Genomic DNA, 26,290 nt, shown 5'->3' with positions numbered 1-26,290 from the left:
CCTCCTAATCAAGTGTAATTATGTGAGGATGGTGAATAGGTGTTCTTGTAAGTGATTCGTAAAGGTCTAAGTGGAGTTTTGCAATTATATCCCATGAAATATGATTTTTCACATAGTCTTTTGCATTTTTTGACATATCTTTTCTTAATTGCTCATTATCAATTAACATTGAAGTTTTTTCAAGGTATTCTTCAAAACTGTTGCAAGCAAATCCAGACTTTGATTTTGCAAGGGTCTGAACCATGGAAGGGGTCTGGCTTGTGATAACCGGTTTTCCAAATGCTAAACAGTGTGCGAGTATCCCACTTTGCGAGTTTATTTTGTAAGGTAGAATTACAATATCGGATGCTGATAGTACGGTATCAAATGCTTTCTGGGATAGCTGACCTCTTATAAGATAAATTCTATCCTTGAATGGTGACTGCTCAATGAGATTAAAAAGTTTATCTCTGTAATCTTTATGTTCGATTCCGCGGACTTTACCTGCAATTATCAGTATTATGTTTTTATATTTTTCCGCTAATTGGTTGAAAACTTCAATTGTTATTTCAAAATTTTTTGAAGGTCTAAAATAACCTATTTGCAGAAGAGCGATTTTATCTTCTGGAAGGTGCAGTTCTTTTTTTGCATTGACAATAAGTTCAATGTTTCTTGCCCCATGAGGAATAACAACTACCTTTTTTGAAAGGTCAATATTAAAAAGTTGTTCGATGGTTTCTTTTTGATAATTTTCATGAACAATTATTTTATCAGAGCTGTACAGTATAGCTTCTGTTATGATTTTATGTTCCTTTGACATATCTGAATAAACTGTGTGCATTGTAGTGACAACGGGTATCTCTGATAATTTAAAGTTTAGAATTAATGGAATAACATTTGTTCCAAATTTACCACTGTAAAGAGCAAATTCATGTTGAATATGCACAATGTCTGGAGTGAATCTTACCATCATGGAATAGGTTTTTGTTGCAAAATCTGGATCGTTGTAATCAAAGGTAGGGAATACGTTTTTACCGTTTGCTCCATAATGAGAAATTATGTAAATATCCGTATTTAATTTTGCCAATGCATTGGTTAAATACTGGGTGTAAGTAGCAATTCCACATTCAATAGGAGGATAGGTAGATATAAAACCTACTCTCATTTATTCCCCTCCTAATGTGGTTGCGGTAAATAAGATATTAAAATAGTAGTAAAATTCAACACTATTTTAGTTCTCACTGAAGAAGTGAGAACTAATTATTAATGATGTTAAGGATATTGCACAACAGGAGTTCATTTATTTTTGTAACACATTGAAAAACAAAGAGATTGCTTCGTCGCTTACGCTCCTCGCAATGACGTTTATGTTATTGTCATTACGAGGAGCGTAAGCGAAGCAATCTTTTTATTATCAATATATTAAGTATATAGTTAATCTTCAGTATATTTGTTTGTGTATTGTGCAACATCCTTGATGTTTTATAATTTTCATCCATTAACTTAGTTTTCTGACAGAGAAAACTAAGTTGTACAAAAAATAATAAATAGGTTTTTATCTTTTTTTGGGGAGTTTTAAAGGGGGCCACCTTTATGTTCTGAAAAGTATTCAAAAACTAGGGGAATTTTTATGATGAAATTGAAATAAATTAATTATTATAAAATAGTTGCCACTTTTTCAGTGGCAACTATTTTATTTTATAATTCACAAATTCCAAATTTAGTATATAATTTATTAGGAAAGGAGTATTGGTTATGTTTGATATACCAACAAAAGAGAATATTCTAAATGGGCTTACCACTGATGTGTATTTTTTGAGAACCGAAGAGGTATTAAGAAAATGTAACATTAACAAGAAAGTTGCAATGGAAGTAGCACAGAAAGGGATGCCAAAGGAATATCCTTTTGGGTTATTTACAGGTCTTTATAATGTTTTAAAATTATTAGAAGGTAAACCTTTGGATGTGTATGCCATTCCTGAAGGGAATGTGTTTTTTGAGAATACTCCTGTTATGACGATAGTAGGAAATTATCTTGATTTTGGAATATATGAGACTGCTATATTGGGGTTTATATGTCACTCATCAGGTATTACCACGAAGGCAGCAAAGTGTAAGATTGCTGCAGAGGATAAAATTGTATTGAGTTTTGGAGCAAGAAGGGTCCATCCTGCCATTTCGGGTATGGTAGATAAATATGCTTATATTGGTGGTTGTGATGGATTTTCTGTTGTTTTTGCTGAGAAACTGATCGGTAAAGAGGCTTCAGGGACTGTTCCTCATGCTTTAATTATACTAATTGGAGATAATCTAGAGACGATGAAGCTCTTTGATGCTTATATTGATAAGGATGTGAAAAGGATTGCATTGGTAGATACCTTTGGTGATGAGAGATTTGAAACACTAAGGGTGGCTGAATATTTGAAAGAAAGATTATATGGTGTACGTCTTGATACCCCTAGCTCAAGGAGGGGGAGTTTAAAGAAAATTGCTGAAGAGATAAGGTGGGAATTGGACATTAGAGGCTATAATCATGTGAAACTTTTTGCAAGTGGTGGACTGGATGAAGAAAATATTAAAGATTTAAAATCTGTTGTAGATGGCTTTGGGGTGGGGACAAGTATTTCCAATGCCAAGGTTATGGATTATTCTATGGATATTGTGGAAGTTGATGGCAAGCCTTTAAGTAAAAAGGGTAAAATGTCTGGTTTTAAATATGTGTATCAGTGTGATAGATGTTTAAATCAGACCTATTCTATGAAAAAGGACATAGAATTGTTTTGTGATTGTGGCGAGAAAATGAAAATGATTACAAAAAAGGTGATGGAAAATGGTAAAATATTGATTAAGGAGGATATTGAGGATATTAGAAATAGAGTTTTGTCACAATATGAAGGATTGAGAAGGTTTTTAACGTGACGGTGGATTTTAAAAAGTTACGCCAAGAAATGGTTGAGGTGCAGTTAGCTGGCAGGGATGTAAGGGATGAGAAGGTCCTTGAAACCTTTTTGCAAATACCGAGAGAGCTTTTTGTTCTTGAGAAATATAGATATAGTGCTTATGATGATTCGCCCCTGCCTATAGGTTATGGTCAAACCATATCCCAGCCTTATATGGTAGCTAAAATGACAGAGATTCTTAACCTTCATAAAAATGATATTTTGCTGGAAATTGGAAGTGGCTCAGGATATCAGGCGGCCATTGCTTCAAGATTATGCAAGTTTGTTTATTCCGTTGAGTTGGTACCAGAACTTGCAGAGTTTGCAAGGAATAATCTAGAGAAAGCAGGAATAGATAATGTGGAAGTTATTTGTGGGGATGGTAGTATCGGTTTGGAGGAATTTGCTCCTTATGATAAGATTGTAATTACTGCGGCCATAGAAGAGGTTCCTTTAGAGTTATTTGATCAATTAAAAGATGGTGGGTGTATTGTAGCACCTGAAGGACCAAGATATACACAGCAGCTTGTAAAATATGAAAAGATAAACAATGAAATAGTTAAAGAGGTATATTTTGGTTGTGTTTTTGTTCCTCTAAGAGGCGAAAAAGGGTTTAAAGAATAGAGGGAGGAAGCTGTGAAGTTGCTTAGATTTAAGACAGGAGAAGTAGAAAAAAAGGGCGTTTTCATTGATGGAAAAGTTAGACGAGTGTTGGGGTCTTTTTTTGATAGTTTTACCATTATTGATGAGGTTTATGAACTTGATGAGATACATTTGTTACCACCAGTGATTCCTTCAAAGATAGTTTGTATTGGCAGAAATTATGCGGATCATGCCAAGGAATTAGGAAATGCAGTACCAGAAGAGCCCCTTATTTTTCTAAAACCAAATTCTGCCCTCAATCATCACGAGGGGATTATCATATATCCTGAGCAGTCAAATCGTGTGGATTATGAAGCTGAACTTGCCGTTGTGATCAAAAAAAGATGTAAAGATGTGAGCGAAGATGAAGCACTTGATTATGTATTGGGTTATACCTGTTTCAATGATGTGACAGCAAGGGATATTCAGAAAAAAGAGAATAAATTTACGAGAGGAAAATCGTTTGATACTTTTGCACCCATGGGACCTTTTATAGAGACTGAATTTGAAAATTTCGATGGATTATTCGTCAAGAGTTATGTGAATGGTGAATTAAGGCAAAATGGGAATACGAAAGATATGATTTTTAAAGTTCCATACTTAATCTCTTTTATATCTAAAGTTATGACACTGTATCCTGGTGATGTCATAGCTACAGGGACTCCGGAAGGTGTGGGTGAGCTCAAACCTGGAGATGTAGTAGAGGTTGAAGTGGAAGGTGTAGGTAAGCTTAGAAACTATGTCAGTAAAGGATAAAATTGATTGTTTGAAGTGTGGGGTTTGTTGTTATTTTTTTGATATTTCCACTTTGAAAAAACCTGCGTTGTCACCCTGTAAGCATCTTGGAGAAGATGGAAAGTGTAAGGACTATGAAAATCGCCCTGCTGTTTGTAGAGATTTTCAACCGGATGAGATTTGTGTGCTCATTTCCACTTTATCCTTTGAAGATAAAATAAAAGTAATGAAAAAGGTATACGGTATAGAATGAGTTTATATTTAGGTCTTACTGGTAACATTGCTTCAGGTAAATCAACAGTAGCAAAGATGTTTGAATCTTTAGGTTGTTATACCATTGATGCTGATGAAATAAGCAGAATTGTGATGAAAAAGGGGGAGAAAGCTTATTTCAAAATTATTGAAGCTTTTGGTGAGAAGATACTTGATGAGAACGGTGAGATTGATAGAGGGAAATTAAAAGAGATTGTTTTCAATGATGATTCAAAAAGGGTTGTATTAGAACAGATTGTTCATCCTGCCATAAGGGATTATGAGAGAAAATTAGTTTCAGAAATAAAGGGGAGAGATTCCCAGGCGATTATTTTAACTCAGGCGGCGTTAATTATTGAAAAGAAAAGTTTTGATAGGTTTGATGGGATTATTTTAGTTTATGTGGATAGAAAAAGTCAGTTAGAAAGATTATTAAAAAGAGATGGAATAGATAAAGAGCTGGCTGAAAAGATTATCGCATCCCAAATGCCTTATGAAGAAAAAGTTAAATATGCTAATTTTATTATTGATAATTCAAAGGATTTAGAACATCTCAAATCTGAAGTAAATCGGGTATATAATGTATTAAAAATCCATTTATATACAAAAAAGCAGATAAAAAAAGTAGATAAAGGTATTCTTTATAAATTTTTCGGTTAACCTAAAACACTAAATTGAGAATAAAAATATTATTTTTTTAAAAACTTCAAATTATCATTTGAAAGGCGAATAAAATGGTTTTGTCATGTTGGGTTCAATCCGCCTAAAAGCAAACAAGCTTGTTCGCCAATTGGGCGAGAGTGACACTTCTACATTTATGTCTTTAAATGGTGAAGACCATCTTTTTTTAATCTGTATTGAAAAAAGGTAACTTTTTTAACAAATTCTATATTATGAGAAACGATTAATATAGTTTTATCTAATGATGTTAATATTTTGATAATTTTGTTAATAGCATTATCATCAAGTGCTGTTGTTGGTTCATCAAGAAGTAAGATTTCTGGTTCGCAGACGAGGATCCCTGCAAGGGCAACAAGCTTTTTCTCCCCGCCAGAGAGCTTGAAAGGGGATTTTTCAGCAAGGTGGGCTATTTCTAAGTCATCCAGAATATTTTTTACCTTTTTTTCCACTTCAGATTTTTTCATACCAAGATTGAAAAGTCCAAAGGCAATATCATCTTTTACAGTGGGGAATATAAATTGATCATCGGAGTTTTGAAAAAGAAATCCAATTTTTTTACGTACTTTTTCATAATCGTCATCAGTCTCAATCCTATTATCAAATACGTAAATTTCACCTGTTTTTGGTTTTTTAAGCCCACTGATTATTTTTAAAAGGGTTGTTTTACCAATACCGTTTGGTCCTATAATGGCTATTTTATCTTTATGTTTAATATGAAGGTTTACATTTTCAAAAATAAGTGTGTTATCTTCTGCTATGTAAGAGATGTTTTTTAAATGAAGTGAGCAACTCATATTTCACATACCGTTTAACAGATTGTAACTAAATATTATAATTGTTGCAATAAGTAAAAGGTAATCATTTAAGCTTATTGAAGGTTTTGAGAGAGTGTAAAATTTGCCATTAAAGTTTCTTGTAATAAGTGCATCCTGTAAAGCTTGAGCCTTTAGAAAAGCTCGATGAATCAGTGCTCCTATTATTGATGCAATGGTTTTGTATGTTAATAAATTAGTTTTTGATTTAAAGTTTCTAATCTTTAAAGTTTCTAATAATTTATCTTTTTCTGAAAAAAATATGTCAATATATTTAAAAGAGAAAATCAGCAAAGCCTTAATTTTCCATGGAATTTTTAAATGGACTAATGAGTTGAAAATTTCATGTTTTTGATGGGAGAGTATTACAAGCAAATTAAATATGATTATTAAATTTACTCTAATAAGAATTAATTTAATAGAATAAAAGTCACGATGGAAAAGGTAAATCGTCATGATAAGAAAGAAAATGAATATGTTTAACTTCAAAAGATAAACTACAAATTTTAAAAACTCTATTTTTCTAATACTAAAAATAAACAGGATAAAAATTGGTATAATATCAATAAACGTAAAATTACTTTTAAAGGCAATGGAAAACGCGTAAAAAATTAGGGATAGGAAAAGGAAGTTAAAATTCATTCTATCTATTCTTTAATAAGGCGATAATTCCAAAAATCCCTAAAAGGGTAGCTACTCCAATATAGATTTTAATAAATTTAAGTTTCTTATTTAATTCTTCATCAATTAATTTTTGCAACATTTCTTTATTGAACGTCTCAGTTGTTTTTGAAGAGGTTTCTTTTTGGCTGTCAGTCAGTTTGTCACCTTCCAGTATAAATTCTCCCTTATGACCAAGAGTTTCTTCCACTACGATCTTTATAGGTTCTTCCCATTTCAGGTCAGTGGAAAATTCCCCATTGTTGTCAGTCTTGGCATTTAAAATTTCATTGTCTTCTTTATACAATGTTAATGTGCAGTTTTTGCAAGGAGTACCATCTACAAAATATGTGCTAACAAAAATTTTACCATTTTCCGTATAAGCAAAAATATTTAATTTATGAGCGAAAGAACTCATTGTAAGAATTAATAAAAAAAATAAAACTATAATTAGTTTTTTCATTTTACTTCACCCCATAGTTTGTTTAAATATTCCACAATAAACATTGTTACTATACCTTCGATTATCATTAGTGGTAAATGAGCAAAGAATGAAGCATAAGCCACTTCGATAAATTTTTTTCCACTTAATGCAAGTGACAATGATAGAAAAATGGCGGAAATGAATACTGCAAGAAAACCTGATAGAAAAGCACTGATTTTTGTCCCTTTATAGATATAATTAGCTACCATGGCACCTGCAAACATGTTTAAGGTATTTAATCCAAGTGTGGTTAAACCTCCGTATCCGAAAAGCAAGAATTGCAAAAGCAGAGCCACAAAAATTGCCGAAATAGAATGAATTCCTAATATTATACCTAAGATTCCGTTAAGTATTAGATGAATAGATGTAGGGCCAAAAGGGACGTGAATAAAAGATGCTACGAAGAAAAGAGTAGACATGAGTGCTGTTTTCGGTAACTCTTTATAAGAGAGTTTATAAATTGAATAGATAAGCGGAGCCGCAGCTACTATGTCGGCTCCGATAACTACTTTTACATTTAAAATTCCGTCTGCTATGTGCATAAAATCTACTCTTATTTTGTGTCGTAAACTTTGAGCCAGAAAACTGCACCAAGTTCTACCGGATATTTCTTGCCATCTTTTTCGATCATTTTGTCATCTTCCATTAGTGCAGCAAAGCCCCACCAACCGGCAAATGGAAAACTATATGTAAATACACCGTTTGCATCAGCTTTTATTACCTGGGTAATAAATGTATCGTTTGGTGCTTTTATTCCCTTATCATTGAAAAGTTCCACTTCAATTTCTGCAAAAGGAACAGGTTTACCATCTTTTAAAACTACCCCTCTGAAAGTATTCCCTTTCCATACTCCGTACGGTCTGGTGAGAGGTACAATTTCAGCTTTTAAACCTATCTTATTATCCCAACCATTTTCCAGATAAAAAGCATTGACTACAACTTTTGTTATATGCTGGATGAATTTTTCTTCTGCAGGTTCAAAGTAAGGCTTTGGTATTACATAAAATATATAATCACCAGGTCTTTTGATTTTATAGGTTGATTTCCAAGCTGATAGATTATTAATTTTATAAGATTTCAGTGATTTTGTGAAAATTTGTTTTTTCCCATTAAAATATACGCCTGCTTCAATGGGTTCTTCCATATTCATATAATTTTGTTCAAATGGATGCATAAAAATATATTTGAGCTTTAAATTCAAGTGTTTGTTTGATGTTACAACATCGGTATCAGGTATAATCATTTGAAAATGAGCAAAGACGTTTCCAATTGATAAAAACAAGATTATTAAAGAAAGTGAAATAAATTTTTTCATATCGAACCTCCCTTTCAGTGTTACGATATTTGTTATCAGTAACACCAAAAGGTGTCAATAGTTTTATTGAAAAAATTTTTTTAGATCGTTGATTAAAATGAAGTAGTTGTTAAATAAAACTTCTTTGTTATCGTTATACAGTTTAAGAAAGTCATCTGGTTTTATTTCAAGATAGTTATGAAGACGTCTATGAATAAAAAAGAGTGCATTGTTTTCTCGATATTCTAAAAACCAATTCCTTCTTCTTAAAGTTTGTAAAATTGGAAAATCAAGGGTTTTACTTTTTTCAAGAAGTTTGCTCCGAATGTTGTTAAAAAATGTGACTCTGTCTTGCTTTTCAAAAAGGTGAAAAGATTCAAAAAGATATATATCTGCCAATATATCAACAGCAATGGGAGCAAATCTACCGAAGAGTGTTTTGAGAATATTGCTATTTTTAATATGGCTTTTATGTGAGTTGGAGAAGGAGTCGATTTTTCTGTGAAAAATAATACCTGTTCTTAAGAAAGGAGGAAATTTGTTAATATCACCTTTCAGGTAATCGCCTAAAAAATTACCAACAAGAGTGTCTTCTCTATCTTTTGAGAGATAAATATGTACAAGAAAATTCATAATTATAAAAAAAGCCGCAAGACAAGCTTGCGGCTTACCTTTTCAGTTTGCTTAAAACTCTTAAAGATACTTCTAGAGGGCAGTAGTTTAAGCCCCCCTCACCTGTTTCATCACTTCTTCCACAAAGTTTTCCTGCTTTTTTTCGATACCCTCACCAAGCTGGTATCTAACAAATCTTCTAACTTTTATGTTTTCACCAATTTTAGCGATTTTTTCAGCAATATACTGAGAAATGGTTACATCTGGATTTTTTACAAAAGGCTGATCAAGGAGACATATACTTTCTAAGTATTTTTTAATCTGTCCTTCTACTATTTTTTCAATTATATGATCAGGTTTGCCCTGTTCTTTTGCTTTAGCTACATAAATTTCTTTTTCTTTTTCAATAACTTCTTGTGGAACTTCATCTTTTGATACATAAAGAGGATTTGATGCACAGATATGCATAGCAATATCGTGGCATAATTCTTTAAATTCATCGGTTCTTGCAACAAAGTCTGTTTCACAGTTTACTTCAACCAATACTCCGATTTTACCACCACCATGAATATATGAAACTACAAGCCCTTCTGCTGCAATTCTACCGGATTTTTTAGCAGCATCAGCAAGCCCTTTTTTTCTTAAAAATTCTACAGCTTTTTCAATATCACCATTTGTTTCCTGTAAAGCTTTTTTGCAGTCCATCATCCCTGCGCCAGTTTTTTCTCTAAGCTCTTTAACCATTGCTGCGGTAATTTGTGCCATTATTTTTCCTCCTTAACTTCTTCTTTTTCTTCTTCGGTTGTTTCTTCACTTTCTACTATTTCATCAACAGGGATATCTTCATCTTCTTCTTTTTGTTCACTAGCTGCTCTAATTTCTTCAAGCAGTTCTTCTTCTCTGAGTTGTTTTCCTTCAAGAACTGCATCAGCAATTTTGCCAGCAATAAGCTGACAAGCTCTTATAGCATCATCATTTCCTGGAATTGGGAAATCAACTAAGTCAGGATCACAGTTTGTATCAACAATTGCTACAATTGGAAGTCCAAGTTTTTTTGCTTCTAATACAGCATTCATTTCTCTTTTTATATCAATGATAAAAAGTATATCAGGGATATCTTCCATGTCTTTGATACCATAAAGGTTCTTTTTAAGCTTTTCATATTCTTTTTTCAATCTAGCAGCTTCTTTTTTAGAATAATTTTTTATGTACCCTGAGTTGAACATTTCTTCCAATTCTTTAAGTCTTTGGATTCTTGTTTTAATGGTTTGGAAGTTAGTTAAGGTACCGCCAAGCCATCTGTTGTTTACATAAAAGCTTTGGCACTTTTCAGCTGCTTCTTTAATAGCTTCTTGAGCCTGCTTTTTTGTTCCTACAAAAAGAACTGTAGAACCGTTTTTTACCATATCTCTAACGAATTCATAGGCCTGGTTAAAGCATTGTACAGTTTTTTGAAGGTCGATAATATAGATACCGTTTTTCTTCCCAAAGACATATTTTTCCATCTTTGGGTTCCATCTTTTTGTTTGATGGCCAAAATGCACACCGGCTTCTAAAAGGTTTTTGATTGAGATGTACGACATGTTTCCTCCTTATTTGTTTTTCCTCCGCCCAAGACATAGGCATCAGCAATAGCTGACACGTGCCTAGTGTCTTGAAAAGTGGGCGTGTGTATTGGGGAAAATCTATTAACATATAGTTTTCGATAAATCAATAAAAAGTTTGAAAAATATGTTATAATAAAGGGATTGGAGGCAGTCTATGGGAAGAGAGATATTTTTTTTAACATCTTTGATCATTTTTATAGTGCAAAACATTTTTGCGGGAACGTTGACCTATAAACCTAATGATGGTGGTTATGAAATAACATTTCCTATAGGTTGGGTTTTAGTTGAAAAAGATAAAGGTGCAACAATGATCGCATATGCACCGGCTAATGATGGAGATCAATTTAGAGAAAGGGTGGTAGTGAATGAAGAATATGTTGGCAATAACACTAATGTTGAGTTTTATCTGTTTAATGCAATCAAAGGAGTAAAAAAGAAATATCCATCCTTTGTTAAAATGAAAGAGACAAATACAATTGTTGATAACATTTATGCAAAAGAGATCGAATATGCAGTTGATGTTGAAGGGGTGAGGGTGTATTCAAAACTTATATTGCTTTTTACAAGGGGGCTGGTACTAAAGTTTTTCTTTTTGGCTGATGAAAATGACGTGAAAGAATATAAAGCTCTTTTTGAAGAGATAAAAAATAGAATAAGGTTTAAGTGAGGAGCAAAAAATATTATAGATAAATTTGGATACTATGCCCACCATCTATAATTAAAAGTAAAATTTGTATTTTAAAGTTCAAGAATTATAAGCTACAAGCTATTTATTTGTTGTTTGATTGCTTTTTTGATTTTAAGTATTTTATAGAGTGTAATATAACTATTGACAAATGCAAATATACATATATTTATATGTATGCATATACTGTGGAGGTGTTATGATGAATATTTATGATATATATGCTGAAAAGCTAAAAGTCTTAGGTCATCCGATTAGATTACAGCTTGTTCATGGTTTATCAAAGAAGGAATGCAATGTAACAAAGATTTCAGAGATGATGAGTATACCTCAAGCAATAATAAGCAGACACTTGAGTCTTTTGAAAAATGCCGGGATTGTAGAGGGGGAAAGAGATAAAAATGTTATTTGTTATAAAGTAATTGATGAAAAAATAAGAAAAATCGTGGATATACTTATGGAGGAAGAAGAATGAGAATATTAAAATTTTCCGGGCTGCTTTTACTTTTTAGTAGTTTAGCTTTTGCTAAGCCACTTACGTTTACTGAAGCCAAAAAGATGGTTTTGGAGAACAATAGTGTGATTAAGGCTTATGAAGAGGAAGCAAAAGCAGCGAAGTATCAATTGTATCAAGCAAAGGGTGCTTATCTTCCAAAGCTCAATATCTCAGAAACGTATATGAGAACAGATGAGCCTGCAACAGCGGCATTTATTAAAATGGCTCAAGGTAAATTTGACATGCCATATTTTTTGACTCAAATGAGCAATCCTGAAAATGTGTCGAATTTTGAAAGCAAGATCGAGATAATACAACCTATTTTTATGAATGGTAAAATTTTCTTTGGAATAAAACAGGCAAAAGAGATGGAGCAAGCTGCAAATTTAAAATTATCAAGGGTCAAAGAGACTTTGATTTATAACACGTATAGGTCTTTTTATGCAGTGGGGTTGTCGGAAAAAGCTCTTGATGTAACAAAAAAATCTTATGAGCGGACTAAAAGATATTATGAAATGGCAAAAGATTTCTACGAAAATGGGATGATTGTCAAAAGTGACCTGCTTGTTGCTGAAAATTATCTTCTGATGAATGAAGCAGCTGTAAGAGATGCAGAAAAGCAGGTGGAAGTTTCTAAGAGCTTTTTGCAACGACTTTTAAATTCTGATGAAGATATTGAAATTGTTTGGAGTGATGTGGATCTGAATGTGAATAAGAAGTTAGATGAATATTTAGTTCTCGCTATGAGTAATAGAGAAGATTTGAAGGCCTATGAGAAGTATTTAAAGATTAATGATTATGAAGTGAAAAAGGCAAAGAGCTTGTTTTTGCCTGAGGTCGCACTTTTTGCAAATTATAAACAAAACGATGATAAGTTTCTTGGAGATGAGGGGAATGGTTTTACGGTAGGAGCCTATGTGAAACTGAACCTGTTTAACGGTTTTTCTGATTATAATAAGGTAAGGGAATCAAGAAGTAAATACCTCTCACTTCTAAATAAAATTACCGATTTGAAATATCAAATTAAGAGTGAGGTAAAAGAAGCATATTACTCCATACTTGCAAGTGAAAAAAAGGTGGAGACTGCAAAAATCCAGGTTGAAAAAGCTTATGAAGCTTTAAAGATTACTGAAAACAGGTTTAAGGAAGGGCTTGCAAAAGTAACTGAGCTTCTTGACAGGGAAGTGGAAGTAAAAGAAGCAGAATTAAAACTGTATATGGCAGAATATGATTTGATAGTTGATAAGGCAAGATTGATGCTTGCTGCTGGATTATTGAAATAAAAAAAATCAGGAGGATAGATTTATGAAAAAGTGGTTAGCCATTTTGTCATTATTCTTTTTTGTAGCTTGTTCATCAGGTGAAAAAAAGAAAATGGCAGAACAATTGGAAACTCCAAAAAGGGTTAAAGTGAAAACGGAGATATTAAAAAAAGAGATGGTAAATACTGCCATCACCTATAGTGGAACGGTTTTTAGTAATACCACCACATACCTTATGCCCAAGGTAGTTGGATATATTGAAAAGATTTATGCAAAAGAAGGGGAGAGGTTTAAAAAAGGCGATTTGCTTGTAAAGATTAAAAGTAAAGAGTTGGAGGATAAAAGGGAATTTGCAAAGGCTGCTGTTAAAGAAGCTGAAAATGGGTTAAAGCAGGCAGAGCTTGGTATTGCAATGGCAAAGCAGCAATATCAACAGGCTAAGGCAGCTTTTGAGCTTGCTGAAAAAACTTATAAAAGATTTCAAAACCTCATTGCAAATGAAAGTGTAAGCAAACAAGAGTTTGATGAAGTGGAAGCTAAATATAAAATGGCCAAGGCAGCTTATGAGCTTGCTGAAAGGAATGTGAAACTTGCAGAAGAAAAGCTGAATCAGGTGAAAATTAAGAGGAAACAAGCATTGGCTGCGTTATCGGAAGTAAATACATATTTATCTTATACAAAGATTGTGGCACCTTTTGATGGAATAGTCTTAGAAAAGAAATCAGATGTGGGTAATTTGGCTGCACCTGGTCAACCTATTTTGAAAATTGGAAGTCTCGATAATGTGGTTTATGCCTTTGTAAATGAGAGTGCTACAGGCAAATTTAAGGTAGGTAGTGAAGTAGAGGTAGAAATTCCATCTGTTGGCATACGCTACACTGCAAAAGTTTTAGAAATAAGCCCAGATGTAGATCCAGCTACGAGAAATTTTAAAGTAAAATTGACTGGAAATATTAATGCAACTCCAGGTATGTATGCCAAAATAAATATTACAGGTGCAAAAGAAAATATATTGCTTGTACCAAAACAGTCAGTGGTGGTTAGAGGACAGCTTGAAATAGTTTTTGTGGATAAAAATGGAAGAGCTGAGTTGCGTATTGTAAAAACGGGTAGAAGATTCCAGGACAAAGTAGAAATTCTTAGTGGGTTGAGTGAAGGTGAGAAAATTGTGATAGAGAATGCTGATAAACTAAATGCAGGAGATATCCTGGAGGGGTAATATGGAGAAAAAAGATAAAGAGTTGAAAAATAGTGAAGTAGAAGCCTGTGAAATAGATGTGGAAGAAGAAATTGAAGAGTTAAAGTATGGAATTGCAGAGAGGGTAGCAAAAGCATTTTTACGTTCTAAAATTACCCCTTTGCTTGTAATTGCTGCATTGTTTATAGGGATTGTATCTGTAATTTTTACTCCTAAAGAAGAAGAACCACAAATTGTGGTACCCATGGTAGATATATTTGTGCCATATCCAGGAGCTAATGCAAAGGATGTGGAAAAGGTTGTGGTAGAACCCCTTGAAAAGCTGATGTGGGAAATTCCTGGTGTTGAGTATGTATATGGCACTGCAATGAATGATGTGGGTATGGTGGTTGTAAGGTTTAAAGTGGGTGAAGATGAAGAAAAAAGTATTACAAAACTAAAAACTAAAATAGATTACAACATGGACAGGATGCCGCAAGGGGTAATGCCACCTATCATTAAAAAACGCTCCATTGATGATGTGCCTCAGGTGGCATTGACTTTGTGGTCAAAGGAGTATGATTCTTATACACTTAGAAGAATTGCTGTGGAGGTGGAGCAGCAGCTAAAAGAGATTCCTGATATATCAGAAACGACGATTATAGGTGGATACAAAAGGGTTGTAAGAATTGAGCCTGATATTGTAGCACTCAAATCATACAATCTTGATCTGTTTAGATTGTATGGTGCTCTCAATATGTCAAATCAGTCTTTAAACTCAGGCGAAATCACTCACAATAACAAAACCTTTTATATTAAAGCAGGTGGTTTTTTCAAAGATGTGGAAGATGTAAAAAATCTTGTAGTGGGTGTTTATCAGGGGAAACCGGTTTATCTGAAGGATGTAGCTAAAGTAATGGATGCTCCTGAAGTGCCTGAAAATTACGTATTAATCGGTTTTAATGAAAAAATATCTCCTAACCTTTATAATGCAGTAACAATATCAATTTCTAAGAGAAAAGGGAGTGACTCGGTTGTTGTAGCTGAGCATATATTGAAAAAGCTCGAAGGTCTTAAAAAGACAATTATTCCTGAAAGTGTAAATGTAACAATAACAAGGAACTACGGTGAAACAGCTTATGATAAGGTGAAAACCCTTATTGAACACCTGCTTGGAGCTATTTTAGCGGTTATTATAGTAATGACCATTACTATGGGGTGGCGAGCAGGGTTAGTTGTGTTTGTGGCATTGCCTGTGACTTTTGCTCTTACCTTGTTTGTTTACTATATGTTTGACTATACATTGAATAGAGTAACTCTTTTTGCTCTTATATTTGTAGCTGGTTTGGTGGTGGATGACGCCATTATCGTTGTGGAAAATATGGAACGGCACTTTAAGATATCAAAGACTAATCTGTTAAAACGGGCAATATTAGCTGTTGGAGAAGTGGGTAACCCTACAATTCTTGCAACAATCACAGTAATTGTGGCCATTTATCCAATGGCTTTTGTTAGAGGTTTGATGGGACCATATATGAAACCTATGCCTATTGGAGCATCATTGGCAATGATTTTCTCACTGCTTGTGGCTCTTATCATCACTCCATGGCTATCGTACAAACTTCTAGCAGGCCATACCAAAGTAGAAAAGGATGTGGACGAAGAAGAATATATCAAGACCACAAAGCTGTATAAAATTTACAGTAACATACTTGTACCATTGATAGATAAACTTTCTTTGAGGATTTTGTTAGCGTTTGTGATGATTGGACTTTTTATCGGTGCATTTATGTTTATCCCAACAAAGCTTGTGGTAATGAAAATGCTTCCGTTTGATAATAAAAATGAACTACAAGTAATTATCGATATGCCTGAAGGAACACCTCTTGAGGAAACAACAAGGGTGGCATCAGAGATTGGTAATTATCTTGCAACGGTAAAAGAAGTGGAAAATTATGAAATTTATGCCGGTATTGCCGCTCCATACAATTTCAACGGTCTTGTAAGACATTACTTTTTAAGACGAGGCAACAATGTAGCGGATATTCAGGTAAATTTTGTGGATAAAACTGCAAGGAAATTAAAAAGCCATGACCTTGCGAAACTCATACGTGAGCCTATTCAAAGGATTGCCAAGAAATACAATGCAAATGTGAAAATTGCGGAAATTCCACCTGGTCCTCCAGTGTTATCTACTTTAGTAGCAGAAGTTTATGGACCAAATGAAAAGGCAAGGCTTGAGGTAGCTAAAAAAGTGAAAGAGATTTTCGAGAAGACCGAAGGCGTGGTGGATGTGGACTGGTATGTGGAAGATGATATGAAGGAGTATGTCTTTGAAGTGGATAAAGAAAAGGCTGCTTTAACAGGTATTTCTACGGAAATGATTGCAAAGACAATGTATATGGCATTGAAAGGGATGAAAGTGGGCAGAATCCATACCGGTTTTGATAGAGAAGATGTGGATATTGTATTGAAATTACCTGAGAGTGAGAAAAATATTCTGGAAAATATTAAAAATATTAATTTAATTTCAATGGCAGGAAAACCCGTGCCATTAATTGAGCTTGTTCATTTGAAAGAGAAAATAAAAGATAAAGCCATATATCATAAAAATCTTCAGCCTGTGGTTTATGTTACAGGAGATGTGGCAGGAAAAGAAGAGAGCCCTGTTTATGCGATTTTAAAGATGAATAAGGATATCAAAAATATTACTTACAATGGAGAGCAGGTTAAATTGCTTTGGACACATCAACCTGAGACTACAGATCATGTAAGTATTAAATGGGATGGAGAATGGCAGATTACTTATGAAGTGTTTAGAGATCTGGGACTTGCATTTGCTGCAGTACTGATAATTATGTATTTTGTACTTGTGGCATGGTTTAAGTCATTTATGACTCCAATAATTATGATGATACCTATTCCTTTGAGTTTGCTTGGTATAATTCCAGGACATTACCTTTTTGGAGAGTTCTTTACAGCTACAAGTATGATAGGATTCATTGCTCTTGCCGGTATTATGGTAAGAAATGCTGTGTTGCTCATCGACTTTACTGAGGCAGCCTTGGAGAAAGGAAAGAATATAAAGGAAGCGGTGGTGCAGGCAGGAGCCATCAGAACAAGGCCTGTGGTGCTTACCACAGTGGCAGTTATTACAGGTGCACTGTTTATGTTGCCTGACCCAATCTTTGCTGGGCTTGGGGTTTCTCTGATTACAGGTGCTGTGGTATCCACAGTATTGACTCTTGTAATTATACCACTTACCTATTACTTTTACTATAAAGTGTTTGAAAGATTTATAAAAAAAGCGGAGGTATAAAAAATGACTGTTAAAAGACTTATGAGAATTATCCCAGGGTTATTTGTTACAATTAGTGTAATTTTAGGACTTACGGTAAATAAGTGGTGGTTTGCTTTTACCTTATTTGTTGGTTTGAATCTATTTCAGTCTGGATTTACAAACTTTTGTCCTTTGGAGAAAATTCTTATCAAACTTGGTATCCCAGAAGAATAAAAAAAGCCCCGAAAGGGGCTTTTTTATTATTTATAACAGATTTATTTTCAAGCTTCTCCGCTACTGGAGTCACCCCATTTTTTTAAGCTTATAGAAAATTGTTTTTCATTATAAGGTAGTTATACTTACTTAGTTTAGGAAAAACATTTTTCTCATCGTATATTAGAAATATGGAATAAACAATTAACAAAGAGTTAAAAAAAGGTTATGTAATGTATGGAGCACTGAAGGTGAACAAGGACATTTTTCTCATTGGTTGTAAGAAACCGTTGAGAATGTTGTCCCCACCTTCAGCTTTCCAAATACTGGACGGAACATTAGGCTACGAGCCTGTATTATGTTGCGATGATAGTATAAAGGGAAGCAAAGCTCAAGAAAAAATATAGGAGACATTATAAAATGAGAAGATTTGAAAATGTGGTAGGTATTGATGTATCAAAGTCGACATTGTCAATAAGTTTTTATGATGGATCTACGCACAAGTATTACGAGACGAGCAATAGTGTAAGATCTTTTACTAAAGATTTTCTTAAGAAAGTAAAAGGAGTAGATTGGTCGAAAGTACTTTTTATGATGGAAAGTACAGGAGTATATCATTTAAAATTAGCCACCCATTTGAGTAGGGAGTTAGGTTACGAAGTAAGTGTAGCTAATCCGATGTCAATAAAGAAATATTCAGATATGAATTTAAGGAAGGCAAAGACAGACAAATCGGATTCCAAATTGATAGCGGAATATGGGCTGGAATATGGTTATAAATGGAGATTTAAACCTAAGGATGAATTATATTATGAGATAGATAGTCGTTTAAAAGCAATAGAGGATTTTCAATCTCAGATAAATAGATTGAATAATCAGATAGAGGGATTTAGCCAATTGCCATATGAACAAGAAGAGGTTATATCGTGTTATAAAGATGTAATTTCCGCCTATAAGAGCAAGATTAAGAAATTGGAGCAGGAACTAGAGGTTTTGTTGAAAAGTCGTTATAGAGAGGAATATGAGTTAGTTATGAGTATTCCTGGAGTAGGTATGAAGTTAGCGTCGATAGTGTTGGGCAAATTGGAGTGTTTTCGTAATTTCAAGAGGGCGAAGGAGGTTGTTAGTTATATAGGTTTGTGTCCTTCTATTAGGGAATCTGGGACATCTGTAAGGGGAAGGGGACATATATCAAGGAGAGGAAATGCTTATATAAGGAAGATATTGTTTGTATGTTCATTGTCAGCGATACGGTATAATAAATTTTGTTCAAATTTGTATAGAAGGCTTTTATCATCAGGTAAAGCGAAGAAATTGGCGATAATAGCAGTAGCGAATAAATTGATAAGGCAAATATTTGGTGTATTAAAAAACGGTAGGCCATATGATCCAGAATATTTAAAAAATTTAACAGAGGTTACAGAAAATGGTTGACAATTAACACGGAACATTCTCGCAAAACGTCCCGTTTTGCTCCGAGGCAGGTTTCTCAAAAATCGCCATCCATGGCGATTTTTTGGAAACCTGAAGCCGAAAAATGTTTTTCCTAAACTCTATAGAATTAGGATTTTGCAAAAAATGGGGTGACTCCAGTATCCGCTAATACAAAAGCAATCTTTAAAAGCAACAATTGAGATTGCTTCGCTAACGCTCGCAATGACGGAATACGGATAGTCATTGCGAGGAGCGAACGAAAGTGAGCGACGAAGCAATCTCAGGGAACAGAGTGCATCGACCAAAATGTACAACGTAAGCATTCGGTATTCAAGATTGTTTTTGTATAATATATTGAGATTTAATATATTTTATTGCTTCATCTTTGCTATTTAAAACACCTATTACCAGTTTTTCATGAACATCATTTAGGATGGTTGAAAACATTTTTTTGTCTTCTATAGGTAGTTGCATCAAATCGTGCCCTGTAATTAAATTTTTCCTTTCCCAGTGCATCAGTTTTGCAAACTCTCGAATTCTGATAATAGTTTGATAAATCGGTTCCATGGATTTTCCTTTGGTAAGGTTATCTGCCAATGTGAAAAGTATCAATTCTTCCAAATATGGATAATGTTTATAAATAAATTTTTTCAGGGTGTTGTCTCTTGCAGTTTCAGTGGAATAGATTCTTATTTTTGTGTGGTTTTCAATTAGAAGTAATATTGTGTTAATCTGATTTTTATTGATGGGGTATTTTGTTAAATACTTTTTTGCTATTTTAACGCTTTCTATTTCATGTCCAATAAAATTTTTATAGTTGTTTTTTTCACCGGTAAACCCTTTTCCTACGTCATGAAACAAGGCAGTAAGTAGGAGAATATTCTTTGTTTGGTCAGAAAGATTCAATTTTTCAGCCATAAATTGCATTAATTCTACTACTTTAAATGTATGTGTAAGAGCGCAATCTTTATGGTATTTCCCTTGGGGTAAACCTTCGATTTTTTTAAACTCCGGGTAAAGAATAAATAGAACTTCGCTCTGTTGCATCATTTTCAAGGCGTTGAAATTATAATTTCTTTTTAATAGTTTAATTATTTCGTCATAAATTCGTTCATTCGGTGCATTTTTAAGAAGCTCTTTTTCATGATATATTTTGTTCAAAGTTTCTATATCAATTTGAAAACCGAGCTGTGAGGCAAACCTGAAAGCTCTTAAAATTCTTATGGGGTCATCTTGGAAAACTTCTTCATACACATGTTTAATCAATCTCTTATCAATATCTGTTGTATCTCCGATGATATTGCCATTTTTATCCATTGCCAGGTTGTTAATGGTGAAATCTCTTTTTTGTAAATCATCTGATATGGTTTCTCCTCTTGGCTTTGATACATCAATAACAGTATTATTAACATAAAGTCTGACATTATCTTTAAAAGGTACTGCAGATGCATTTAGTTTTTTCTTCAAAATCTTTGAAAATTCTCTGTAATCGATTCCAAAAGGGACGATATCGATATCATGCGATTTAATGCCTAAAATCGTATCTCTGACACATCCTCCCACGAAATAAATATCTATGTTGATTTTTTTGGAAAATGAAATTATTTGATAAATTAAGTTGTCATTAAGGAATTTATTTAAATTCATTTTGATTTTTTAAACCAAAAAGCGATTGATTTCAATGGTTGAGTATATATAATACTTTTATATGAAAATTGTGGTGATTTCGGATACGCATACGGATGATATTGGTAAACTGCCATCGGCGTTGATTACCGAATTTAACGATGCTGATGCCATATTGCATGCTGGAGATATTGTGGGGTATAGACTTATACATCAAATTGAGCATATAAATCCAAATGTATACGCTGTAAAAGGGAATATGGATCCTTTTTTTGATGAGAAGCTGTTACCTAAAAAGAGGGTAATTAAGTTTGATGAGGTGAATGTGGGACTTATTCATGGATATGGAGCACCTTTTGGTTTAGAAAATAGACTTTTGTATGAATTTGAGGATGTGGATATTATTGTTTATGGTCATACTCATAAACCTTTTTGGGGTGTTTTGGGTGATGTTCACTTTTTAAACCCAGGCAGTTCAACTAATAATCGTTATACATTATTTAATTCGTATGCCCTTCTTTTCATAGAAGGTAAAAACTTTGATGCAAAAATAGTTCAAATTTAGGAGGCAAATAATGAAAGTAGCTATCATTGGTGCTGGAAGCGCCGGTATGTTTGCGGCTTACAAATTGATGCAAAATAAAAATATAACAATAGATATTTATGAAAAAGGTAAAAGTATTGTTGAAAGAACACGAAAAGATGTTATGAGTGGTTTTGGGGGTGCCGGTGCATTTTCTGATGGCAAACTAACTCTTACCACAGAATTTGGTGGCTGGCTTACTGATTATATCAGTGAAACAGAGCTTGAGAAACTCATTGATGAGGCAGACGATATATGGGTTAAGTTTAGCGGTGTGACTGAGCTTGATACAAAAAGAGATTATGAAAAGATAAAAGATCTTGAGTATCAGTGTAGTAGAAATAAACTTAGACTTTATGCTGCAAAAATAAGGCATCTTGGCACTGATAACTGTCTTTTGGCTATTAAAAAAATATTTGAAGTTTTTGAAAATGCTGAAAATGTAAATTTGTACTGTGAATCTCCTGTGGCAGATTTGATTGTGGAAAAAGATAAGGTTGTGGGGCTTGTTACGGATAAAGGTGAGAAAAGGTTTTATGATAAAATTATTGTCGCTGTAGGTAGAAGTGGAAATGCATGGATGCAGCAGATTGCAGAAAAATACGGTATTGACTCTGATATTAATCCTGTAGATATAGGGGTAAGAGTAGAGGTCCCAAGGGCTGTCACTGACCATTTTACTAATTACCTATATGAATTTAAAATCAAATATTACACTTCTGAGTTTGAAGATGAGGTAAGGACATTTTGTGTAAATCCAGGAGGTTTTGTAGCAATTGAGAGAAATGATGGAAATATTTTGACAGTGAATGGACACTCCTATAAAAATAAAAAGAGCAACAATACAAACTTTGCTCTTCTTGTTTCCACAAAGTTTACTGAGCCTTTCAGAGAACCTGTGAAATATGGACGTTATATTGCAAATCTAGCCAATATGCTAAGTGGAGGAAGTGTTATTGTGCAGCGTTTTGGGGATCTTATGAGAGGAAGAAGATCCACCCACAAACGAATTGAGAAAAACTTTGTGACTCCTACATTGGAAAATGCAATGCCTGGTGACTTATCATTTGTCCTGCCGTACAGATATATTACAGATTTGAAAGAGACAATCTTACAGCTTGATAAAGTAATGCCAGGAATGGCTGATCCTAATACACTGATGTATGGTGTGGAAGTGAAGTTTTATTCTCTTAGGATTAAAGTGGATAAAAATATGAGATCGCTCAATATTGATAATTTATACTGTGTTGGAGATGGTGCAGGTATCACAAGAGGTATTATCCAAGCTAATGCATCAGGTATAATTGCTGCAAATGATATTTTGACATTAATTTAGTTGTTTTTGAAAACTCCTTTTGTTTGTCGGCTGCTGGGTTTGTCAACTGGCAAGACGGAGAGACTTTGCCGTCTTTGAGCGTGATTGGCTGAATCCATCCGACCAGCTTGTTCGACGATGGTTGGAATGTTGGACACTGAAAAATTGCTGGTGGAATTTTATCTTTATTTTTTGGTGAAATACTTATTTAGTGATTAGTTAGCACTGAAAAGTGCTAACTAATTACAATTTTTAATAGGAGGTTTGGAGTTTTTAATATTTTTTTTGATAATAACTTTTTTGCGTTCATCTTTTTTTATATAAAGTTCATCTACAAGCTGTTTTACAAGATACAGCCCCTTACCACATTCCGTAAGAGGATTTAATTTCTCAGGGAGTTTTATGTCAAAAATTTCTCCTTCGTCAGACACTTCGATAATTAAAATGTTATTGTGTAGATGAACTGTTATATCGACAGTTTTATTTTTGTCATTATTATTACCATGAATTATAGCATTACTTACTAGCTCGGATAGAACAAGTTCTAAATAGAAATATTCCTCTGGAGTCTTATAAATATTTTTTTTCTTTAAAATAGTTGTAATATAAATGATAGTTTCTTGTAAAAGATTTAAATCTGATTGTATAGAGACATTAGCCAGTAAATTAGGTTGCATTACTTAATTCGTTGATTGCTTCTGTTAAATCTTTAGAAATCTCAAGGGCTCTTATCAATCCTGTGGTAATAAAAATGGATAATACTTTTTCGTTATTAGTCACAATTCTGAACTTCGCATTTTTCTTTAAAGCTTCTTTGTGAAAGAACACCAAAACACTTAATGAGGTACTATCCATATAATCCACTGAACTTAAATCAAGAAGTATTTTGGCTCCTTCTTTAATATCAGGTACTATTTTATCCTTTAAATCGTTTACATTTGTTGAGTCTATTCTAAAGGTATTTATTTTATAAATGATAAGATCATTCTTTACTTCTTTGCTAATTTTCATAGAATGCTCCTTTTTGTAACTTTTTGTTTAACTATCAATAATTATATCAGTTTATAGTACAATATTCAATATTAATTAGTCATGTAGTTGCGCGTGAAGCTAAAATGAATTAATATAGATTATTTAGGAGGTGTGTATGGAAAAAGTATATGTGATTGGTCATAAGAATCCTGATACGGATTCAATATGTTCTGCTTACTGTTACGCTAATTTAAAAAATCAGATTGATAAGCAATTTAAATATATTGCTGCAAGATGTGGTAATTTGAATAAACAGACGAAGTATATTTTTGAAAAGCTTAATATCGAGCCACCTATATTTTTAAAAGATGTTTATCCAAAGGTTTCTGATGTGATGACAAAGAATGTTATTTATTCTTTAGAAAATGACCCTATTTACAATGTAATGATGAATATTAACAAATTGAAGATTAGGCTAACTCCTGTATTAGATAACAATAGAAAGTTGAGCGGTATAGTAAGTATTCTTGAAATGACAGATTATTATATGGGTGAGGAGGATATTGATAAAAGGCCATCGTATCTTTTGAGATGTGAAAATATTAAGCAAATAGTTAAGGGTGAAACGATTCAAGATGGGGATAAAGATGAGTTCCTATCCTATTTAATTGTGGGAGCTATGCCATTTGACAGATTCAAAGAGCGCTTTGATAAGATGGACTTAGATAAAATTACCCTTATTGTGGGTAGAAGGGTTGATATAATTGAGTATGCGGCAGAAAAAGGTGTGCCAGCTATTATTGTTACAGGTTTAAAGAGTAAAGATGAGATGGCAGGCATTGATTTGGGAGATTATAAAGGGTTTGTTTATATGTCTTATCATGACACTGCCGAAACGTTGAGAAGATTGTTAATGAGTGTACCTGCGAAGTTTGTAATGAGTAGAGAGTTTCCTGTTTTGTCATCTGATACGTATCTTGAAGAGGCAAAGGACGTTCTAATTAATGAAAATAGAAGAGGTTTGCCAGTCGTTGACAGTGAAAAGAGATTGATAGGGATAATTACTAGGTCTGATATGTTGAAAAAATATAAAAACAAACTGATACTGATGGATCATAATGAACTTGAGCAGGCAATAGATGGTGCTGAAACTGCTGATATTTTGGAAATTATTGATCACCACAGGCTTGGCACTATTAAAACGAATACTCCTATTTTCTTTTATGCAAAGCCACTTGGTAGTACTTGTACCCTTGTTTACGAACTTTATAAGCATTATGGCATAAAAATTGATGAAAATATAGCTGTCCTTCTTCTGTCAGGGATTCTGTCAGATACTGTAATTTTGAAATCACCTACCACCACAAAATGGGATATCGATGCAGCAAATAATTTAGCTCAAATTGCTGGATTAGATATAAGTTCTTATGGTCAGGAAATATTTTCTGTAGCAGAGAGTCTTAAAACAAGGGATTTTAAAGAGGTTATTAATGCGGACTTTAAGGTTTATAATGAGTTTGGTGTAAAATTTGGTATTGGACAGGTGGAAGTGGTTACACTGGAAGACTATAAAGAGGTATATCGTGATTTATTAAATGAACTAGAAAAAACAAAGAATGATAAAAGGCTAGATTGGGCAATGTTACTTGTTACTGATATAGTAAGTGAAAACAGCTATCTTTTATCAACAGGTTTTGAACCGGTAGAAAAATTAATGATTTATAGGAAGATTATCGATAATACATTTTATCTTCCTAAAGTGCTTTCTAGAAAGAAGCAGCTCTTACCTGAGTTGCTTAGAGCATTAGAAGAATATCATTTGTCAATGAAAAAATAATTTTGGAGTCACCCCACTTTTTATTAGCTGGGGGATTATATTATGGTTGTCAATGGAAGTAAGAGTTGTAATGGTAAAAAGGGAGATAGGGAAGTAGAGTATGTTTGAATATTTCCTACTTCCCATTTTCCTATTCCTTTACTTTTCCTCAACTTATGTGAATAGGGTTGTTAGCGAAAATTGTGGTGACGCCAGAAAGATAATATGTTATATTATAAGTAAATTGGAGGTGTTATATGACAGAATGTATTTATAAACATATTTTGGTTATGACAGATTTCAGTGAAGATTCATTGAATGCTGTGAGGGTAGCAGCAAATATTGCGAAATTTTGTGGCAGCAAAATTACAATTTTACATGTAGCTCATGATGAAAGTCAGATAAAGCTGTATTTAAATACTTCTGAGTATGAGAAAGTAAGAGAAAAAATTGATATAGAAATCGAAGAACAGTTACAGGAAATTCATAAGGAAGTTCCAGCACTTGATGAGTTGAATGCAAAACATGTGATACGTAGGGGCATCCCTTATGTGGAAGGGTTGTTGGAAATTGAAAAAGGGGACTACGATTTAGTTGTTATAGGTTCACATGGTAAAACAAGTATTAAAAAGTTTTTTTATGGAAGTACAGCAGAGAAGATTGCTAGAAGAGCCCCTATAAGTGTCTTGGTAACAAGAATAAAACAGTAGTATTGGATATTTGTAGATAAAAAA

At 33.4% G+C, this 26,290-nt stretch carries 28 protein-coding genes; 16 read left to right on the top strand and 12 right to left on the bottom strand.

Annotated elements, in window-relative coordinates; all coding sequences use genetic code 11:
- Nucleotides 1-4: 4 nt before the first annotated feature.
- Nucleotides 5-1,144 carry a glycosyltransferase gene (locus FHQ18_RS05585; RefSeq protein ID WP_149266181.1) on the bottom strand — a complete coding sequence of 380 codons (1,140 nt, stop codon included), beginning with the start codon at nucleotides 1,142-1,144 and terminating at the stop codon, nucleotides 5-7.
- Between the two features lie 590 nt (nucleotides 1,145-1,734).
- Here FHQ18_RS05585 and FHQ18_RS05580 point away from each other — a divergent pair.
- Genes FHQ18_RS05580 through coaE form a run of 5 tightly spaced genes read left to right on the top strand, consistent with a single transcriptional unit; the run spans nucleotide 1,735 to nucleotide 5,207 of the window.
- Nucleotides 1,735-2,898, top strand: coding sequence for a nicotinate phosphoribosyltransferase (locus FHQ18_RS05580; protein ID WP_149266180.1), 1,164 nt, complete (start codon nucleotides 1,735-1,737; stop codon nucleotides 2,896-2,898).
- Nucleotides 2,899-2,900: 2 nt separating this feature from the next.
- Nucleotides 2,901-3,542 (top strand): protein-L-isoaspartate(D-aspartate) O-methyltransferase, encoded by a 642-nt coding sequence (locus tag FHQ18_RS05575; protein WP_246798658.1) that lies wholly within the window; start codon nucleotides 2,901-2,903, stop codon nucleotides 3,540-3,542.
- A gap of 12 nt (nucleotides 3,543-3,554) precedes the next feature.
- A complete protein-coding gene (locus FHQ18_RS05570; protein WP_149266178.1) occupies nucleotides 3,555-4,316 on the top strand; it encodes a fumarylacetoacetate hydrolase family protein in 762 nt (253 codons plus the stop codon).
- Entirely contained in the window at nucleotides 4,300-4,548 is a 249-nt protein-coding gene (locus FHQ18_RS05565; protein WP_149266177.1) for a YkgJ family cysteine cluster protein, read from the top strand. The genes FHQ18_RS05570 and FHQ18_RS05565 overlap by 17 nt, the downstream gene beginning before the upstream one ends.
- The gene (gene coaE, locus FHQ18_RS05560; protein ID WP_149266176.1) at nucleotides 4,545-5,207 is read left to right on the top strand and encodes a dephospho-CoA kinase; all 663 of its coding nucleotides are present in this window, start codon (nucleotides 4,545-4,547) and stop codon (nucleotides 5,205-5,207) included. The genes FHQ18_RS05565 and coaE overlap by 4 nt, the downstream gene beginning before the upstream one ends.
- Before the next feature lie 155 nt (nucleotides 5,208-5,362).
- Here the strand turns inward: coaE and FHQ18_RS05555 are convergent, their stop codons facing one another.
- The 8 genes from FHQ18_RS05555 to rpsB form a co-directional block, all read right to left on the bottom strand.
- Entirely contained in the window at nucleotides 5,363-6,022 is a 660-nt protein-coding gene (locus FHQ18_RS05555) for an energy-coupling factor ABC transporter ATP-binding protein (RefSeq protein WP_149266175.1), read from the bottom strand.
- Between the two features lie 3 nt (nucleotides 6,023-6,025).
- Entirely contained in the window at nucleotides 6,026-6,682 is a 657-nt protein-coding gene (locus FHQ18_RS05550) for a CbiQ family ECF transporter T component (RefSeq protein ID WP_149266174.1), read from the bottom strand.
- 1 nt (nucleotide 6,683) lies between these two features.
- A complete protein-coding gene (locus FHQ18_RS05545) occupies nucleotides 6,684-7,163 on the bottom strand; it encodes a hypothetical protein (RefSeq protein ID WP_149266173.1) in 480 nt (159 codons plus the stop codon).
- Complete coding sequence (cbiM, locus tag FHQ18_RS05540; protein ID WP_149266172.1) at nucleotides 7,160-7,726, bottom strand: cobalt transporter CbiM; 567 nt, start codon at nucleotides 7,724-7,726, stop codon at nucleotides 7,160-7,162. Before cbiM ends, FHQ18_RS05545 begins: the two co-directional genes overlap by 4 nt.
- An 11-nt stretch (nucleotides 7,727-7,737) precedes the next feature.
- Nucleotides 7,738-8,499 carry a DUF4198 domain-containing protein gene (locus FHQ18_RS05535; RefSeq protein ID WP_149266171.1) on the bottom strand — a complete coding sequence of 254 codons (762 nt, stop codon included), beginning with the start codon at nucleotides 8,497-8,499 and terminating at the stop codon, nucleotides 7,738-7,740.
- A gap of 63 nt (nucleotides 8,500-8,562) precedes the next feature.
- Entirely contained in the window at nucleotides 8,563-9,111 is a 549-nt protein-coding gene (locus tag FHQ18_RS05530; RefSeq protein WP_149266170.1) for an ACP phosphodiesterase, read from the bottom strand.
- A gap of 87 nt (nucleotides 9,112-9,198) precedes the next feature.
- Nucleotides 9,199-9,855 carry a translation elongation factor Ts gene (gene tsf / locus FHQ18_RS05525; RefSeq protein WP_149266169.1) on the bottom strand — a complete coding sequence of 219 codons (657 nt, stop codon included), beginning with the start codon at nucleotides 9,853-9,855 and terminating at the stop codon, nucleotides 9,199-9,201.
- Nucleotides 9,855-10,673, bottom strand: coding sequence for a 30S ribosomal protein S2 (gene rpsB, locus FHQ18_RS05520; protein WP_149266168.1), 819 nt, complete (start codon nucleotides 10,671-10,673; stop codon nucleotides 9,855-9,857). The genes tsf and rpsB overlap by 1 nt, the downstream gene beginning before the upstream one ends.
- A 178-nt stretch (nucleotides 10,674-10,851) precedes the next feature.
- Between rpsB and FHQ18_RS05515 the strand changes: the two genes are divergently transcribed.
- From FHQ18_RS05515 to FHQ18_RS05485, 7 genes are all read left to right on the top strand, one after another.
- Entirely contained in the window at nucleotides 10,852-11,364 is a 513-nt protein-coding gene (locus tag FHQ18_RS05515) for a hypothetical protein (RefSeq protein WP_149266167.1), read from the top strand.
- Between the two features lie 217 nt (nucleotides 11,365-11,581).
- Nucleotides 11,582-11,857 (top strand): ArsR/SmtB family transcription factor, encoded by a 276-nt coding sequence (locus FHQ18_RS05510; protein WP_342788480.1) that lies wholly within the window; start codon nucleotides 11,582-11,584, stop codon nucleotides 11,855-11,857.
- Nucleotides 11,854-13,161 (top strand): TolC family protein, encoded by a 1,308-nt coding sequence (locus FHQ18_RS05505; RefSeq protein ID WP_149266166.1) that lies wholly within the window; start codon nucleotides 11,854-11,856, stop codon nucleotides 13,159-13,161. Before FHQ18_RS05510 ends, FHQ18_RS05505 begins: the two co-directional genes overlap by 4 nt.
- Nucleotides 13,162-13,183: 22 nt before the next feature.
- Entirely contained in the window at nucleotides 13,184-14,359 is a 1,176-nt protein-coding gene (locus tag FHQ18_RS05500) for an efflux RND transporter periplasmic adaptor subunit (RefSeq protein WP_149266165.1), read from the top strand.
- Between the two features lies 1 nt (nucleotide 14,360).
- Nucleotides 14,361-17,636 carry an efflux RND transporter permease subunit gene (locus FHQ18_RS05495; protein WP_149266164.1) on the top strand — a complete coding sequence of 1,092 codons (3,276 nt, stop codon included), beginning with the start codon at nucleotides 14,361-14,363 and terminating at the stop codon, nucleotides 17,634-17,636.
- Between the two features lie 3 nt (nucleotides 17,637-17,639).
- Nucleotides 17,640-17,831 carry a YgaP family membrane protein gene (locus tag FHQ18_RS05490; protein ID WP_149266163.1) on the top strand — a complete coding sequence of 64 codons (192 nt, stop codon included), beginning with the start codon at nucleotides 17,640-17,642 and terminating at the stop codon, nucleotides 17,829-17,831.
- Nucleotides 17,832-18,230: 399 nt separating this feature from the next.
- Nucleotides 18,231-19,244 (top strand): IS110 family RNA-guided transposase, encoded by a 1,014-nt coding sequence (locus tag FHQ18_RS05485; protein WP_149265152.1) that lies wholly within the window; start codon nucleotides 18,231-18,233, stop codon nucleotides 19,242-19,244.
- A gap of 330 nt (nucleotides 19,245-19,574) precedes the next feature.
- Here the strand turns inward: FHQ18_RS05485 and FHQ18_RS05480 are convergent, their stop codons facing one another.
- The gene (locus FHQ18_RS05480; protein ID WP_149266162.1) at nucleotides 19,575-20,891 is read right to left on the bottom strand and encodes a CCA tRNA nucleotidyltransferase; all 1,317 of its coding nucleotides are present in this window, start codon (nucleotides 20,889-20,891) and stop codon (nucleotides 19,575-19,577) included.
- 61 nt (nucleotides 20,892-20,952) lie between these two features.
- Here FHQ18_RS05480 and FHQ18_RS05475 point away from each other — a divergent pair, with 61 nt between their 5' ends.
- A complete protein-coding gene (locus tag FHQ18_RS05475) occupies nucleotides 20,953-21,435 on the top strand; it encodes a metallophosphoesterase family protein (protein ID WP_149266161.1) in 483 nt (160 codons plus the stop codon).
- 10 nt (nucleotides 21,436-21,445) lie between these two features.
- On the top strand, nucleotides 21,446-22,789 hold the full coding sequence (locus FHQ18_RS05470; protein WP_149266160.1) for an NAD(P)/FAD-dependent oxidoreductase: 1,344 nt from the start codon (nucleotides 21,446-21,448) through the stop codon (nucleotides 22,787-22,789).
- Nucleotides 22,790-23,007: 218 nt separating this feature from the next.
- Here the strand turns inward: FHQ18_RS05470 and FHQ18_RS05465 are convergent, their stop codons facing one another.
- Together FHQ18_RS05465 and FHQ18_RS05460 are read right to left on the bottom strand one after the other, a co-directional pair.
- Entirely contained in the window at nucleotides 23,008-23,445 is a 438-nt protein-coding gene (locus tag FHQ18_RS05465; RefSeq protein ID WP_149266159.1) for an ATP-binding protein, read from the bottom strand.
- The gene (locus FHQ18_RS05460) at nucleotides 23,435-23,779 is read right to left on the bottom strand and encodes an STAS domain-containing protein (protein ID WP_149266158.1); all 345 of its coding nucleotides are present in this window, start codon (nucleotides 23,777-23,779) and stop codon (nucleotides 23,435-23,437) included. The genes FHQ18_RS05465 and FHQ18_RS05460 overlap by 11 nt, the downstream gene beginning before the upstream one ends.
- Before the next feature lie 136 nt (nucleotides 23,780-23,915).
- Between FHQ18_RS05460 and FHQ18_RS05455 the strand changes: the two genes are divergently transcribed.
- Both FHQ18_RS05455 and FHQ18_RS05450 read left to right on the top strand, forming a co-directional pair.
- The gene (locus FHQ18_RS05455; RefSeq protein ID WP_149266157.1) at nucleotides 23,916-25,577 is read left to right on the top strand and encodes a putative manganese-dependent inorganic diphosphatase; all 1,662 of its coding nucleotides are present in this window, start codon (nucleotides 23,916-23,918) and stop codon (nucleotides 25,575-25,577) included.
- A 236-nt stretch (nucleotides 25,578-25,813) separates the two neighbouring features.
- Nucleotides 25,814-26,266 carry a universal stress protein gene (locus FHQ18_RS05450; RefSeq protein ID WP_149266156.1) on the top strand — a complete coding sequence of 151 codons (453 nt, stop codon included), beginning with the start codon at nucleotides 25,814-25,816 and terminating at the stop codon, nucleotides 26,264-26,266.
- Nucleotides 26,267-26,290 lie beyond the last annotated feature (24 nt).

The organism is Deferribacter autotrophicus (genome assembly GCF_008362905.1).
GTDB classification, from domain to species: Bacteria; Chrysiogenota; Deferribacteres; order Deferribacterales; family Deferribacteraceae; genus Deferribacter; species Deferribacter autotrophicus.
This window is presented reverse-complemented; position numbering and strand designations above follow the sequence as displayed.

Bases quoted from the DNA above. Each gene is read 5' to 3' on its own strand.
- FHQ18_RS05585 (WP_149266181.1), bottom strand. From the start codon at position 1,144: ATGAGAGTAGGTTTTATATCTACCTATCCTCCTATTGAATGTGGAATT.
- FHQ18_RS05580 (WP_149266180.1), top strand. From the start codon at position 1,735: ATGTTTGATATACCAACAAAAGAGAATATTCTAAATGGGCTTACCACT.
- FHQ18_RS05565 (WP_149266177.1), top strand. From the start codon at position 4,300: ATGTCAGTAAAGGATAAAATTGATTGTTTGAAGTGTGGGGTTTGTTGT.
- coaE (WP_149266176.1), top strand. From the start codon at position 4,545: ATGAGTTTATATTTAGGTCTTACTGGTAACATTGCTTCAGGTAAATCA.
- FHQ18_RS05555 (WP_149266175.1), bottom strand. From the start codon at position 6,022: ATGAGTTGCTCACTTCATTTAAAAAACATCTCTTACATAGCAGAAGAT.
- FHQ18_RS05550 (WP_149266174.1), bottom strand. From the start codon at position 6,682: ATGAATTTTAACTTCCTTTTCCTATCCCTAATTTTTTACGCGTTTTCC.
- FHQ18_RS05545 (WP_149266173.1), bottom strand. From the start codon at position 7,163: ATGAAAAAACTAATTATAGTTTTATTTTTTTTATTAATTCTTACAATG.
- cbiM (WP_149266172.1), bottom strand. From the start codon at position 7,726: ATGCACATAGCAGACGGAATTTTAAATGTAAAAGTAGTTATCGGAGCC.
- FHQ18_RS05535 (WP_149266171.1), bottom strand. From the start codon at position 8,499: ATGAAAAAATTTATTTCACTTTCTTTAATAATCTTGTTTTTATCAATT.
- FHQ18_RS05530 (WP_149266170.1), bottom strand. From the start codon at position 9,111: ATGAATTTTCTTGTACATATTTATCTCTCAAAAGATAGAGAAGACACT.
- tsf (WP_149266169.1), bottom strand. From the start codon at position 9,855: ATGGCACAAATTACCGCAGCAATGGTTAAAGAGCTTAGAGAAAAAACT.
- rpsB (WP_149266168.1), bottom strand. From the start codon at position 10,673: ATGTCGTACATCTCAATCAAAAACCTTTTAGAAGCCGGTGTGCATTTT.
- FHQ18_RS05515 (WP_149266167.1), top strand. From the start codon at position 10,852: ATGGGAAGAGAGATATTTTTTTTAACATCTTTGATCATTTTTATAGTG.
- FHQ18_RS05510 (WP_342788480.1), top strand. From the start codon at position 11,582: ATGATGAATATTTATGATATATATGCTGAAAAGCTAAAAGTCTTAGGT.
- FHQ18_RS05505 (WP_149266166.1), top strand. From the start codon at position 11,854: ATGAGAATATTAAAATTTTCCGGGCTGCTTTTACTTTTTAGTAGTTTA.
- FHQ18_RS05500 (WP_149266165.1), top strand. From the start codon at position 13,184: ATGAAAAAGTGGTTAGCCATTTTGTCATTATTCTTTTTTGTAGCTTGT.
- FHQ18_RS05495 (WP_149266164.1), top strand. From the start codon at position 14,361: ATGGAGAAAAAAGATAAAGAGTTGAAAAATAGTGAAGTAGAAGCCTGT.
- FHQ18_RS05490 (WP_149266163.1), top strand. From the start codon at position 17,640: ATGACTGTTAAAAGACTTATGAGAATTATCCCAGGGTTATTTGTTACA.
- FHQ18_RS05485 (WP_149265152.1), top strand. From the start codon at position 18,231: ATGAGAAGATTTGAAAATGTGGTAGGTATTGATGTATCAAAGTCGACA.
- FHQ18_RS05480 (WP_149266162.1), bottom strand. From the start codon at position 20,891: ATGAATTTAAATAAATTCCTTAATGACAACTTAATTTATCAAATAATT.
- FHQ18_RS05475 (WP_149266161.1), top strand. From the start codon at position 20,953: ATGAAAATTGTGGTGATTTCGGATACGCATACGGATGATATTGGTAAA.
- FHQ18_RS05470 (WP_149266160.1), top strand. From the start codon at position 21,446: ATGAAAGTAGCTATCATTGGTGCTGGAAGCGCCGGTATGTTTGCGGCT.
- FHQ18_RS05465 (WP_149266159.1), bottom strand. From the start codon at position 23,445: ATGCAACCTAATTTACTGGCTAATGTCTCTATACAATCAGATTTAAAT.
- FHQ18_RS05460 (WP_149266158.1), bottom strand. From the start codon at position 23,779: ATGAAAATTAGCAAAGAAGTAAAGAATGATCTTATCATTTATAAAATA.
- FHQ18_RS05455 (WP_149266157.1), top strand. From the start codon at position 23,916: ATGGAAAAAGTATATGTGATTGGTCATAAGAATCCTGATACGGATTCA.
- FHQ18_RS05450 (WP_149266156.1), top strand. From the start codon at position 25,814: ATGACAGAATGTATTTATAAACATATTTTGGTTATGACAGATTTCAGT.